The sequence below is a fragment of the Shinella sp. JR1-6 genome (assembly GCF_004284735.1).
GTDB lineage: Bacteria > Pseudomonadota > Alphaproteobacteria > Rhizobiales > Rhizobiaceae > Shinella.
In genome coordinates this window covers 78,879-91,785 of sequence record NZ_SHMI01000008.1, presented here as the reverse complement: position 1 = coordinate 91,785, position 12,907 = coordinate 78,879, and the positions used below count along the sequence as shown (strand labels likewise).

At 63.8% G+C, this 12,907-nt stretch carries 14 protein-coding genes; 3 read left to right on the top strand and 11 right to left on the bottom strand.

Annotated elements, in window-relative coordinates; translation table 11 throughout:
• Positions 1–127: 127 nt before the first annotated feature.
• Together EXZ48_RS16260 and leuC are read right to left on the bottom strand one after the other, a co-directional pair.
• Positions 128–640 carry a histidine phosphatase family protein gene (locus tag EXZ48_RS16260; RefSeq protein ID WP_130517062.1) on the bottom strand — a complete coding sequence of 171 codons (513 nt, stop codon included), beginning with the start codon at positions 638–640 and terminating at the stop codon, positions 128–130.
• Positions 641–713: 73 nt separating this feature from the next.
• Positions 714–2,123, bottom strand: a complete 1,410-nt coding sequence (gene leuC, locus EXZ48_RS16255) for a 3-isopropylmalate dehydratase large subunit (protein ID WP_130517060.1) — start codon at positions 2,121–2,123, stop codon at positions 714–716.
• 364 nt (positions 2,124–2,487) lie between these two features.
• Between leuC and EXZ48_RS16245 the strand changes: the two genes are divergently transcribed.
• Complete coding sequence (locus EXZ48_RS16245; protein WP_130517058.1) at positions 2,488–4,383, top strand: hypothetical protein; 1,896 nt, start codon at positions 2,488–2,490, stop codon at positions 4,381–4,383.
• A gap of 6 nt (positions 4,384–4,389) precedes the next feature.
• Here EXZ48_RS16245 and EXZ48_RS16240 read toward each other — a convergent pair whose 3' ends face one another.
• The 3 genes from EXZ48_RS16240 to rplS form a co-directional block, all read right to left on the bottom strand.
• The gene (locus EXZ48_RS16240) at positions 4,390–5,196 is read right to left on the bottom strand and encodes an amino acid ABC transporter permease (RefSeq protein ID WP_130517056.1); all 807 of its coding nucleotides are present in this window, start codon (positions 5,194–5,196) and stop codon (positions 4,390–4,392) included.
• A gap of 9 nt (positions 5,197–5,205) precedes the next feature.
• A complete protein-coding gene (locus EXZ48_RS16235; protein WP_050745560.1) occupies positions 5,206–6,003 on the bottom strand; it encodes a transporter substrate-binding domain-containing protein in 798 nt (265 codons plus the stop codon).
• 149 nt (positions 6,004–6,152) lie between these two features.
• Positions 6,153–6,671, bottom strand: a complete 519-nt coding sequence (rplS, locus tag EXZ48_RS16230; RefSeq protein WP_023512165.1) for a 50S ribosomal protein L19 — start codon at positions 6,669–6,671, stop codon at positions 6,153–6,155.
• Positions 6,672–6,975: 304 nt separating this feature from the next.
• On the opposite strand from rplS, the gene EXZ48_RS16225 reads away from it, so the two are divergent.
• On the top strand, positions 6,976–7,722 hold the full coding sequence (locus EXZ48_RS16225; protein WP_023512164.1) for a sulfite exporter TauE/SafE family protein: 747 nt from the start codon (positions 6,976–6,978) through the stop codon (positions 7,720–7,722).
• Here EXZ48_RS16225 and trmD read toward each other — a convergent pair.
• The 6 genes from trmD to EXZ48_RS16195 all read right to left on the bottom strand — a co-directional run bounded on the left by trmD (position 7,704) and on the right by EXZ48_RS16195 (position 11,779).
• A complete protein-coding gene (gene trmD, locus EXZ48_RS16220; RefSeq protein WP_130517054.1) occupies positions 7,704–8,399 on the bottom strand; it encodes a tRNA (guanosine(37)-N1)-methyltransferase TrmD in 696 nt (231 codons plus the stop codon). The genes EXZ48_RS16225 and trmD overlap by 19 nt on opposite strands.
• Before the next feature lies 1 nt (position 8,400).
• The gene (gene rimM, locus EXZ48_RS16215; protein ID WP_023512162.1) at positions 8,401–8,979 is read right to left on the bottom strand and encodes a ribosome maturation factor RimM; all 579 of its coding nucleotides are present in this window, start codon (positions 8,977–8,979) and stop codon (positions 8,401–8,403) included.
• A gap of 199 nt (positions 8,980–9,178) precedes the next feature.
• Complete coding sequence (rpsP, locus tag EXZ48_RS16210) at positions 9,179–9,544, bottom strand: 30S ribosomal protein S16 (RefSeq protein WP_130517052.1); 366 nt, start codon at positions 9,542–9,544, stop codon at positions 9,179–9,181.
• A 35-nt stretch (positions 9,545–9,579) separates the two neighbouring features.
• Positions 9,580–9,903, bottom strand: coding sequence for a chorismate mutase (locus tag EXZ48_RS16205; protein WP_023512160.1), 324 nt, complete (start codon positions 9,901–9,903; stop codon positions 9,580–9,582).
• 11 nt (positions 9,904–9,914) lie between these two features.
• A complete protein-coding gene (ffh, locus tag EXZ48_RS16200; protein ID WP_130517050.1) occupies positions 9,915–11,471 on the bottom strand; it encodes a signal recognition particle protein in 1,557 nt (518 codons plus the stop codon).
• A complete protein-coding gene (locus EXZ48_RS16195; protein WP_130517048.1) occupies positions 11,471–11,779 on the bottom strand; it encodes a hypothetical protein in 309 nt (102 codons plus the stop codon). The genes ffh and EXZ48_RS16195 overlap by 1 nt, the downstream gene beginning before the upstream one ends.
• On the opposite strand from EXZ48_RS16195, the gene EXZ48_RS16190 reads away from it, so the two are divergent.
• Complete coding sequence (locus tag EXZ48_RS16190; RefSeq protein WP_130517046.1) at positions 11,779–12,861, top strand: MBL fold metallo-hydrolase; 1,083 nt, start codon at positions 11,779–11,781, stop codon at positions 12,859–12,861. The two genes, EXZ48_RS16195 and EXZ48_RS16190, sit on opposite strands and share 1 nt — an antisense overlap.
• The last annotated feature ends 46 nt before the right edge of the window (positions 12,862–12,907 follow it).

Sequence of the window (12,907 nt, the reverse complement as noted above, 5' to 3'; positions counted from 1 at the left end):
TCCCGCGTAAGGACTTGCGCGCGCTGGATGCCGGCTCAAGGCCGGCATGACGAAGGAGAGGTTGGGATAGGGCGAGAAGCCGCCCCGTGGGCCAGCGTTGGAGGATGTTGCAGGTTTCAAGCTTTCCTTACGGCAAGGTCTTCGGCGTCACGAAGGCGTCAAGCCTTCCCTTTCCAGGCGCAGCATCCGCCCACGCCTCGATATCGAAGGCGATCACGGCAAGGCCTGCCGTTGGATACTTCGTGCCTAGCCGGGCTAGCGCACCCGCCTCGCCCTCAGGTGCCAGCAAAGCCACCAGATCCTCGAAACCTGGATTGTGGCCGATGACCAGCGGCGTCCTGCTTTCTGCCGGCGCTTCATGGATGGCCTTGAGGATGGCCGCAGGATCAGCTTCGTAGATCGCCGTCACCGTGCGGGACGGGCAGGGCTTCGCGAGGGCAGGGGCGATGAGAGCCCAGGTTTCCTGCGTGCGGCGGGCGGAAGAGACCAGCGTGAAATCCGGGTTGAGGCCCGCTGCAGAAATGTGCGCACCCATGCGTGGGGCATCGCGGCGGCCACGGTCGGCGAGGGGGCGGTCGTGGTCCTCGACACCATCCGGCCAGGCGGATTTGGCGTGGCGCAGGAGGAGAAGGTGTTTCATGGGAATTTCTCCTTCAAACGAAAAGGCCGGGAGCATGCTCCCGGCCTTTATCATATCGGCAATGACGCCGGGATCACGTCCAGTCGCGGATATCGACGAAATGGCCGGCGATCGCAGCGGCAGCGGCCATGGCCGGGGAAACGAGGTGCGTGCGGCCCTTGAAGCCCTGGCGGCCCTCGAAGTTACGGTTCGAGGTCGATGCGCAGCGCTCGCCCGGCTTCAGGCGGTCGTCGTTCATGGCAAGGCACATGGAGCAGCCCGGCTCGCGCCAGTCGAAGCCTGCTTCCTTGAAGATCTTGTCGAGGCCTTCGGCCTCCGCCTGCTCCTTCACGAGGCCGGAGCCCGGAACGATCATGGCGTTGACGGTGGAGGCCACCGTCTTGCCTTCGACAACGGCGGCGACGGCGCGCAGGTCCTCGATGCGGCCATTGGTGCACGAGCCGATGAAGACCCGGTCAATGGCAATGTCGGTGATCTTGGTATCCGGCTTCAGGCCCATATAGTCGAGTGCGCGCCACTTGGAGGCGCGCTTCGTTTCATCTTCGATGGCGTCCGGGTTCGGCACGACGCCCTCGATGGAGACGACATCTTCCGGCGAGGAACCCCAGGAGACGATCGGCGGCAGGTTGGCGGCATCGAGCACGACCACGCGGTCGAAATGCGCACCGTCTTCCGTGTAGAGCGTCTTCCAATAGTCGATCGCCATGTCCAGCGCATGGCCCTTCGGCGCGCGCGGCTTGCCCTTGATATATTCGAAGGTCTTTTCGTCCGGTGCGATGAGGCCGGCGCGTGCGCCGCCTTCGATCGTCATGTTGCAGATCGTCATGCGACCTTCCATCGACAGCGAGCGGATCGCCTCGCCGGCAAACTCGATGACGTGGCCGGTACCGCCGGCCGTGCCGATCTCCCCGATGATGGCGAGGATGATGTCCTTGGCAGTGACGCCCGGCGGCAGCTGGCCGTCAACGCGCACCAGCATGTTCTTCGCCTTCTTCTGGATCAGCGTCTGCGTGGCGAGCACGTGCTCGACTTCCGACGTGCCGATACCATGCGCCAGCGCGCCGAAAGCGCCGTGCGTGGAGGTGTGGCTGTCACCGCAGACGATGGTCATACCCGGCAGGGTAAAGCCCTGCTCGGGGCCGACGATGTGCACGATGCCCTGGCGCACGTCCTTTTCCGAATAATATTCGACGCCGAATTCCGCGGCATTGTTGGCGAGCGCCTCGACCTGGATGCGGCTCTCCTCGTTCTTGATGCCCTGGTGGCGATCCGGCGAGGTGGGGACGTTGTGGTCGACGACGGCGAGCGTCTTCTCCGGCGCACGCACCTTGCGGCCGGCCATGCGCAGGCCCTCGAAGGCCTGCGGCGACGTCACTTCGTGAACGAGGTGACGGTCGATGTAGAGAAGACAGGTTCCGTCTTCCTGGCGGCTGACGATGTGGTCGTCGAAAATCTTGTCATAGAGGGTACGGGGTGCGCTCATGGCTCTTCATCCGTCTTGGCAGTTTCTGGGCATGTTGAAGGGTGTAGGACGTTGGCGAGCACGCGGCTCGCTGGACCGCAAACGGTCAGGATAGGCGGCTGATGAGCGCCCCGAAGACACGCGCAAAGAAGCGTGCCGGCAGGCGCTTGTGATCCTGCAGCACGACGACATGCTTTTCCGTGCATCCGAACTTGGATTCCATACCTCCGCATATAGCGATTTTTCGAAGGCTCGGCAAGTTGACGCGCGGCGGCGGCCATTTACGCTTCTTCCGAAAATTTCCGGCCGCCCTTCTTGCCGCGATCACGAATTTTTGAGACTCGATAGACGTATCCCGGCGGAGAGCCGGCATGAGGGGACATAGATGAAGATGATTACCTGGCGGGATCGCCTGCGCTACCAGTTCGACAAGAGCATGGCAGCAGGGCCGATCGCGCTTATCGGCTGGCTTGCGGTCATTTCGCTGATCGTCATCGTCATCGCCGGCCTGTTTCTCGCCTTGACCGGAATCACTCCGGAAGGGGGTGAGCCCGTCTCCTTCATCGAGGGGGCCTGGGAATCCCTGATGCGCACCATGGACGCCGGCACGATGGGCGGCGATGCCGGCTGGAGCTTCCGCGGCGTGTCACTCGTCGTCACGGTCGCCGGCATCTTCGTCTTCTCCGCGCTTATCGGTGTTCTCAGCTCGGGTCTTGACGAGAAGCTGGACGAGTTGCGCAAGGGTCGCTCGCACGTGCTCGAAAAGGAGCACACGATCATCTTCAACTGGTCGTCCTCGATCTTCGACGTGATTTCCGAGCTTGTCATTGCCAACCAGAGCCGCCGCAACCCGCGTATCGTCATCATGGCGAGCAAGGACAAGGTGGAGATGGAGGACGAGATCGCCGACAAGATCGCCGATCTCGGCAACACCCGCATCATCTGCCGCAGCGGCGATCCGACGGACCTCTATGACGTCAACATCGTCAACCCGCAGGCCTCGCGTTCGATCATCGTGCTGTCGCCGGAAAGCGATTATGCGGATTCCGAGGTCATCAAGACGGTGCTGGCGCTGGTCAACGATCCGGACCGGCGCAAGGAGCCCTACCAGATCGCTGCGGAAATCCGCGACGCCAAGAATGCGGAAGTTGCGCGCATCGTCGGCGGTTCGGAACTGCAGCTCGTGCTGGCCGACGAGCTGATCTCGCGCATCGTCGTCAGCTCCAGCCGGCAGGCGGGCCTTTCCGCCGTCTATACGGAACTGCTCGACTTCGACGGGTCTGAGATCTATGCGGTCGAGCAACCGGCGATCGTCGGCAAGTCCTTCGGCAATGCGGTCATGTCCTACGACACCTCGACGCTGATCGGCATCTGCGACACAGACGGCGTGGTGCATCTCAACCCGCCGACAAGCCGCCCGATCGCCGCCGGCGAGCGGGCGATCCTCATTGCCGAGGACGATGCGATGATCAAGCTGCGCAGCGGGGATTTCGAGGTCGACCGGGAGATCGTACGCCCGCCCGTCCATCACCAGCCCACCTCGGAACGCACGCTGCTGCTCGGCTGGAACCGGCGAGGGCCGATCATCACGCAGGAGCTGTCGCGGTATGTCGCGCCGGGATCCGAGCTGATGATCGCGGCCAATACACCGGACCTGGAGAGCGCGGTCGCGGGGCTGTCCTATCTGACGGAGAACCTTGCGGTCCGCTGCGCGGTCATCGATACGACCAATCGTGCGGCACTCGATGCGCTCGACGTGCCCTCCTATGATCATGTGCTGGTGCTCGGCTATAGCGACGACATGGCAGCCCAACCGGCCGATACCACGACGCTCGTCACCCTGCTGCAGCTTCGCAAGATCGCCGATGCGGCCAACCAGCATATCGGCATCGTCAGCGAGATGATCGATGTGCGCAACCGCAACCTCGCGGCCGTGACGCGCGCCGACGACTTCGTCGTCAGCAACAAGCTGGTCAGCCTCATGCTGGCGCAGGCTTCGGAGAACGAGCTGATGGCGCAGATCTTCGATGAGCTGCTCGACGAGGACGGGTCCGAAATCTACATGCGCCCCGTGACCGATTACATCGCCATCGATCGGCCGGTGAATTTCTACACCGTGACGCTGGCTGCGCTTATCCGTGGCGAAGTCGCCCTCGGTTACAGCCGCGCGGGTGTGTCCGGCCACGACCCGCGCAACATGGGCGGGGTCGTGGTCAATCCGGCGAAATCGGACAAGGTGACGTTCGGTGCCAATGACCGCCTGATCATCCTTGCCCGCTGACGCGCTCTAGGTCCGCCGCAAGCGCCTTTCCAGCGCCCTCAGGGCCAGGGAAAGGCCGATGGTCAGGATAAGATAGACATAGGCGACGATGGAGTAGGTCTCGAAGAAGCGGAAGGAGCCCGACGCGTAGACCTTGCCCATCTGGGTGATGTCGGCGACGCCGAGTACGGAGACGAGCGACGAATCCTTCACCATCGCCACGAAGTCATTGCCTAGCGGTGGCAGGATGACGCGCACGGCCTGCGGGAAGACGACCAGCCGGAAGCGCTGGAAGCGCGAAAGGCCAAGTGCCTTCGCCGCCTCGATCTGCCCCTTGTCGACCGACTGGATGCCTGCGCGAAAAACCTCGGCGATGAAGGCCGAATAGCCGATCATCAGCGCGATGATCGCCCGCCACATCAGCGAAAGGTCACGCACCTGCATCGGCTCCATGGTGCCGGCGGCAATAAGCGGCCCGATCGCGAAGTTGATCACCGCCACCAGTGCCGGCGCGCCGACAAAGGCGATGTAGAAGAGCAGGACGAGCACCGGAACGCCACGGATCACCTCCGTGTAGAAGCGGGCGATCTGGCGCAGCGCCTTGCTTTCGGAGAGCGCCATGAGGGCGATGCCGAGGCCGAGCATCGTGGCAAGCAGGAAGGCGACGAGGGTCACGAAGATCGTCACCCACAGCCCTTTCAGCACGACACCGAAGACCTGCGCATAGAGATCGTTTGCGATGATGACGCCGGCAAGAGCAAGCGCGATGACGCCGAGGGCGACCAGCCACCAGGGATAGTCGCCCTTCGCCGTGTCAGAGGAAACGGGAGCCATGGCAGCCCGCTACTGACCCATCTTGTAGTCGAGGAACCACTTCTTGTTGAGATTGTCGAGCGTGCCGTCCGCCTTCAGCGCCGCGATCGCCGCGTTGACCGGAGCGACGAGGTCGGATCCCTTCGGGAAGATGAAGCCGAAATCCTCGGTGCCGAGCGGCCCGCCGACCACTTTCAGCTTGCCGCCCGAGGCATCGACATAGCCCTTGGCAGCCACGCTGTCGGTGAGCACGAGATCGACGTCGCCGGCCTGCAGCGCCTGGACCGTTGCGCCGAAGGTCTCGAACAGCTTGATGCGCGGGTTCTGCTCGTTGCCGTCGAGGATTTCATAGACGGCGGTGTAGAAGGGCGAGGTGCCGGGCTGAGCGGCGATCAGACCGTCGGTCAGCGCCGCGAAGGATTTTGCATCGTTGAAGCGTTCTTCGTCGCCACGTACTAGCATGAACTGCTGCGAGCGCATATAGGGGTCGGAGAAATCGACCTTCTCCTTGCGGTCTTCCTTGATGGTGATGCCGGTCATGCCGATGTTGTACTGGTTGTCGGAGACCGCCTGGATCATCGTGTCCCAGCTGGCGTTCTGGTATTCGACCTTGAAGTTCAGCCGCTTTGCGATCTCGTCCATCGCGTCATATTCCCAGCCGATCTGCTTTCCGGTCTTGGGATCGATGAACTGTATCGGCGGATAGGCGTTTTCCGTGACGACGACGACGGTCTTGCCGGCGAGGTCGGGCAGGTCCGCGGCGAAGGTGACGGCGGGCATGAGGGCGGCGGCGGCAAGGCCTGCGAGAACGGCGCGGCGGGAAAACATCAAAACATGCTCCTGAAATTGCGGCGGCGGAACACTCTCACAGGTTCAGGCTGGGAGGCAAGCACGGCGCTTGCGTGCAAAGGCTTTTCCTTGAAACAAAAAAGCCGCCGGCCAGGCCGACGGCTCTTTCGAATGGACGCGCTGCCGGATTATTCGGCGGCGGCTTCCGCAGCCTTTGCGGCTTCGGCAGCTTCTGCTGCGGCCTTTTCAGCGGCGAGCGCCTGGGCGGCTGCTACCTTCTCGGCTTCGAGACGGGCCTTTTCCTCGGCAACAGCCTGGCGCTCGGCGTCGTTCAGCTTGCGGGCGCGCGTACCGGTGTTCTCGACGATACGAGCCGACTTGCCGCGACGATCGCGCAGGTAGTAGAGCTTGGCGCGGCGGACCTTACCGCGGCGGACGATTTCGACGCTTTCGACGAGCGGCGAGTAAACCGGGAATACGCGCTCGACGCCTTCGCCGTAGGAAATCTTGCGGACGGTGAAGCTCTCGTTGATGCCGCCGCCGGAACGGGCGATGCAGACACCTTCATAGGCCTGTACGCGGGTACGCGTGCCTTCCGTGACGCGGACGTTGACGCGCACGGTGTCGCCCGGGGAGAATTCCGGGAGGGTGCGCTTGGCTTCGATCTTCGCGGCCTGTTCGGCTTCGAGCTGCTGGATGATGTTCATCGGTCTAACCTTCGTGGTTCTTCTGAAACAGCCAGAGCGCTCGACGGTCACCTTGAGAGGTCATGCCTCGTTCGGTTAGTCCGTTGCCGGACGGAGCGGATTCGCCATTCTTTGATTGCAGGTCGGCGGGAGGTAATCCCAAATCCGTGCGGGCCAATACACCAATCGAACCGGCTTGTCATCCCCGATGCGAAAGAATCCGCACGGGAGAGGCGGTTTTTCGGGCCTTGCCGGGCCAGCGGCACCACGTTATCACGCTTTGCGGAGGAGGCCGCGCTTCTTTGCGGCTGCGGGTGGAAAGATCATGACGCTTGCCGATGCCGTTTTGCTGTTCGTTGCCGGATTCCTGTCCGGCGTGGTCAATGCGATTGCCGGTGGCGGCACCTTCCTCACCTTTGGTGCGATGACACTGGCCGGCCTGCCACCGATCGTTGCCAATGCCACGTCCTCGATCACCCAGTTCCCCGGCTACGTCACCTCCTCGCTTGCCTATGCCAAGGAGATCAGGGCCGACTGGCGCGAGGCTGCGCTGCTCGGGGCGCTCTCGCTTGTCGGCGGGCTTGCCGGGGCGCTGCTGCTGTTGTCGCTCTCCAACCCGTCCTTCCGGGCGCTGGTGCCATGGCTGTTGTTGGCGGCGACCGCCATCTTCGCCGCCGGACCCTATCTGAAGCCCAAGACGCTGAGCCCGGAAAAGCCGATCACGCCGTTCGGCCTTGTCGGCCAGTTCGTCACCTCTATCTATGGCGGCTTCTTCGGGGCCGGCATGGGCATCATGACGCTCGCCGTTCTCGGTCTCACCAAGGGCGGTGACTACCATCGCCTGAATGCGCTGAAGAACTTCCTTGCCGTGGTGATTGCCGGCATGGCGATCGTCGTTTTTGCCAGCGGCAATGTGGTCGGCTGGCCGCAAGCGGCGGTCATGGTGCCGGCGGCGGCGCTCGGCGGCTGGTCCGGAGTCTGGGCGGCACGGCGCGTGCCGCAGCCGGTCATCCGCGGCCTGGTCGTCGCGGTCGGTATCGCGTTGACGATCTATTATTTCGTGACGGGCTGAGTGGCGAGAAGATCCGGCCGCCGCTCGCGCGTCAGCGTCTCTGCCTCATTGCGTCGCCACTTTTCGATCGCCGCATGGTGACCGGAGGTGAGGACACCGGGAATCTCCATGCCTTCCCAGACCTGCGGGCGGGTATAGTGCGGGTGCTCCAGCAACCCGCCTTCGAAGCTCTCATGCTCGCCCGAGAGCGCATTGCCCATGACGCCCGGCAGGATGCGGACGATGGCGTCGAGCAGGATCATCGCCGCCGGCTCGCCGCCGGAGAGGATGTAGTCACCGATCGAGACCTCTTCGAGCTGGCGGCCATCGATGACGCGCTGGTCGACCCCCTCGAAGCGACCGCAGACGATGATTGCGCCGTCGCCCGCCGCCAGTTCCCGCACGCGCGCCTGCGTCAGGGGACGGCCGCGAGGACTCATCAAGAGGCGCGGCCGGCTGTCTCCGTCGGAGGCATGGTCGATAGCACGGGCGAGAACGTCGGGCTTCAGCACCATGCCCGCGCCGCCGCCGGCCGGTGTGTCGTCGACGGTGCGGTGGCGGTCGGTGGTGAAATCGCGGATCTGCACGCAGTCGAGCGCCCAGTCGCCGCGGAAGAGCGCCTTGCCGGAAAGCGATTGGCCGAGAAAACCCGGGAACATCTCCGGATAGAGCGTCAGGATGGTGGCGCGGAAAGCCACGTCATTCCCCGCCGTCTTCTTGCGGCGGACGGCGGCGCCTGCTGCCTGGACCTTCGCTCTCTTCCTCTTCCAGGCCTGCGGCGACGGCATCGATCAGAAGGCGCCCGCCTTCGACGTCGATCTCCAGCACGGCCGCTTCGGAGAAGGGAATGAGCACGGGCCGTTTGCCCGGCCCCTTGAGCTCGAGAAGATCGCCGGCGCCGAAATCGAAGATGCCGGTCACCTTGCCGTGGCTGCGGCCGGCGGTATCGACGGCTTCCAGCCCTTCAAGGTCGGCGTAGAAGAACTCGTCCTCGTCCAGCTCCTCGTCCGGCAGGTTGTCGCGCTCGATGTAGAGGTCGGTACCGTTCAGTGCCTCGGCGGCGTTGCGGTCGTTGATGCCGCGAAAACGCACCACGACGACGTTCTTCGCCTCGCGCACTTCAAGCACCTCGAAAGACCGGCCGTCCTCGGTATGCAGATGGCCGTAGTCGCCGATCGCCGTCGGGTCGATCGTGTAGGATTTCACACGGACTTCGCCACGCAGGCCCTGCGCCGCGCCGACGGTGCCCATGAGGACGGGATTTTCCAATTTCGCCATGGTTTGGTTCCGTGTGGTTTGTGGAGCCTCTTACGATGTTCGTGGCAAGGCTCCAAATGAAAACGGGCGGCGTGAAGCGCCGCCCGTCAGCTTGGTAAAGAACCTCGCCCATCCGCTGACGTCATCCAGGCCTCATGTGCGGCGGGTGGATGCCCGGGTCAAGCCCGAGCATGACGGAGGGGAGGCTCGTCGCGAAAGATTATTCGCCAGCGGCGGCAGCAGCGGCGTCTTCTTCCTTCTGCTTCTTTTCGGCAGCGCGCTCGAGCGCCTTCTTGCCCGGCTTTGCCTTTTCAGGGTTGCTGCGGGTGTCGCGCTTCACGACGCCGGCTTCATCGAGGAAGCGGGCAACGCGGTCGGTCGGCTGGGCGCCCTTGGCAAGCCATTCCTTGGCGCGGTCGGCATCGATCTGGACGCGGTTGGCGTCGTCCTTGCCGAGCATCGGGTTCCAGGAACCGAGCTTTTCCAGGAAGCGGCCGTCGCGCGGCGAGCGGGCGTCGGCAACGACGATCTGGTAGTACGGGCGCTTCTTGGAGCCACCGCGGGCGAGACGGATTTTCAGGGACATGTCATTACTCCTTGGATGTGACGTGGCCGCTTTTTTCAAGCGGTGTTCTGGTTGACGCCGCTGTGTTCAGCGGCAATGGCTTCATGGTGCCGGATCACCTCGCGGATGATGAAGTTCAGGAACTTCTCCGCGAAATCCGGATCCAGATTTGCATCCTTCGCCAGACGGCGGAGGCGTTCGATCTGGTATTCCTCGCGCGCCGGATCGGCCGGCGGCAGTTCATGCGTCGCCTTCAGGACGCCCACCGCCTGGGTGCAGCGGAAGCGTTCGGCGAGCATATGCACAAGGGCCGCGTCGATATTGTCGATCGACTGCCGGTATTCCCCCAATTGCTTCTTGACCTCTTGGTCGATCGTCATCGGCAATTCCCTCACTTCTTCTTGGGCAGGCCGGGAAGACCCGGCAGGCCGCCGAGACCGGGCAAGCGCCCGCCACCGAGGCCCGGAAGGCCACCGCCGCCGCCAAGGCCCGGCATGCCGCCCGGCTTGATGCCGGCGGCTTCCGCCTGCTTGGCGAGCGCTTCGAGCTGCTTCGGGTCCATGCTGGAGAGATCGGGCATGCCGCCCATGCCGCCAAGGCCCATCTTGCTGGCAAGACCGCCCATCATCTGCTTCATCATGCCGCCCTTCTTGCCGCCCATCATCTTCATCATGTCCGCCATCTGGCGGTGCATCTTCAGAAGCTTGTTGATGTCGGCCGCATCCGTGCCGGAGCCGGCGGCGATGCGTTTCTTGCGGGAATGCTTGAGCATGTCGGGGTTGGCGCGCTCGGCCTTGGTCATCGAATTGATGATGGCGATCTGGCGGCCGAACAGCTTGTCGTCGAGGCCGGCGGCGGACATCTTGTCCTTCATGCCGGCCATGCCGGGCATCAGCCCCATGATGCCGCCCATGCCGCCCATCTTCTGCATCTGGCGCAGCTGGTCGGCGAGGTCGTTCAGGTCGAACTTGCCCTTGGCCATCTTGGCGGCCATGGCGGCCGCCTTCTCGGCGTCGATGTTTTCAGCGGCCTTCTCGACGAGCGAGACGATGTCACCCATGCCGAGGATGCGGTCGGCAACGCGGCGGGGATGGAATTCTTCCAGCTCGCCCATCTTTTCGCCGACGCCGATCAGCTTGATCGGCTTGCCGGTGACGGCGCGCATCGAAAGCGCCGCACCGCCGCGGCCGTCGCCGTCCATGCGGGTGAGCACGAGGCCGGTGATGCCGACGCGGTCGTCGAAGTTGCGGGCGAGGTTGACGGCATCCTGACCGGTCAGCGCGTCGGCGACGAGCAGGATCTCGTGCGGATTGGACTTCCGCTTGATCTCCGCCATCTCGATCATCAGCGGCTCGTCGATGTGGGTACGGCCGGCGGTGTCGAGGATGACGACGTCATGGCCGCCGAGCTTTGCGGCCTGCACGGCGCGCGCGGCGATATCGGTCGGCGACTGGCCTTGAATGATCGGCAGCGTATCGATGCCGGTCTGGACGCCGAGCTGGCGAAGCTGCTCCTGCGCGGCCGGACGGCGCGTGTCGAGCGAGGCCATCAGGACCTTCTTCTTGTCGCGCGTCTTCAGTCGGTTGGCGATCTTGCCAGAGGTGGTCGTTTTACCGGAGCCCTGCAGGCCGACCATCATGATGACCACCGGAGCGGCGGCATTGAGGTCGATCGACACGCCCTCGGAGCCGAGCATCGAGATCAGCTCGTCATGCACGAGCTTGACGACCATCTGGCCGGGCTTGATCGACTTCAGGATTTCCGCGCCGACGGCCTTTTCGCGCACCGCATCGGTGAAGGAACGCACCACTTCCAGCGCCACGTCCGCTTCGAGAAGCGCACGGCGGACCTCGCGCAGCGCCGCCGAGACATCCGCCTCGGAAAGCGCGCCACGGCCTGTCAACCCATTCAGAATGGAGCCAAGGCGGTCCTGGAGTGTTTCAAACATCACGTCTTCCTTGTTGTTTCCGCGTCAGGCGGAAACGTCGGTGCAATCGGCGACAAAAACAAGACGCAAAGCCAAAAAGCACCCGAGGGCGCATCGCGCTGTCGGGTGTTGACCTCCGGGATCTGTTTATACCGCAATGGGTCCCGGTCGGCGGCTTCAAGCATCGTCACTTGTCGCTGATGGCGCGGCTTAAACAGCAAAGAGGCTGGAAAGTCAAGGACGGCGGGTAAATCCGGCGGTTCGTAACATTTTTGCGAAGCCATGCCGTCGCATTGCAGCATGGCCTGGCGCACCTTATCTTTCGTCAATGAACCGTCGTACGTTTCTCAAATGGTCGAGCCTTGGCGCGCTGGCGACGCTGGCGGGCGGTGCCTTTGCGAGCCGCACCTTTGCGGCCAATCGTTATTACGAGGGGCCGGCCAGCGATCATTTCAACGGTGCGCATTTCTTCAATCCGGATGGCGAGGAGCCGAACAACTTCTTCGAGCTGATGCGCTGGCAGTTCGGGGGCGGGCGAGCGGCCTGGCCGGCCAATTGGCCGAGCCCCTTTCCAGCCGCCGTGCCGGAGGCGCGCGTTGCCGGTGATCGCCTCGTCGTGACGCTGGTTGGCCATGCGGCGGTGCTCATCCAGACGGCGGGCCTCAACATCCTCACCGATCCCGTCTGGAGCGACCGCGCCAGCCCCTTCACCTTCGCCGGTCCCAAACGAGTCAATCCGCCAGGTATCCGCCTTGCCGATCTGCCGAAGATCGACCTCGTGCTTGTCACGCACAATCACTACGACCATCTCGACCTTGCGACATTGAAAGTGCTCGCGGAGCGGGACCAGTGCCGTATCGTCACGCCGCTCGGCAATGACCGGATCATCGCGCCAACGGTCGACAAGGCGCTGATCACGACGATGGATTGGGGTGGCGTGTTGGCAGTGGCCGAGGGCGTGACGCTTCACTGCGAGCCCTGCCACCACTGGTCGGCGCGCGGGCTCGGCGACCGGCGTATGGCGCTCTGGTCCGCCTTCCTCGTGGAGACGCCGGGCGGCAAAATCTATCACATCGGCGATACGGGCTTTCACCGGGGCATCAACTATCGGGAGATCCGCGAGAAACACGGTGCGATCCGGCTCGCCAACCTGCCGTTCGGCGCTTATGAGCCGCGCTGGTTCATGCGTCCGCAGCATCAGAACCCGGACGAGGCGGTTCAGGGCATGGCCGCCTCCGGTGCGGCCTATGTTGCGGGCCATCATTGGGGTACCTTCCGGCTGACGAACGAGGCGATCGACGAGCCGCTTGCCGCGCTGGCGGCGGCACTCGATGCGGCCGGCATTGCCCGCGAACGGTTTCGTGCGCTCCGGCCGGGTGAGGTGTTCGAGGTTCCCGCGGCCGCGGTCTGAGCGAGGCACTGGAAATCCGCGGGCTTTTCGGCCATATACGCGCGCA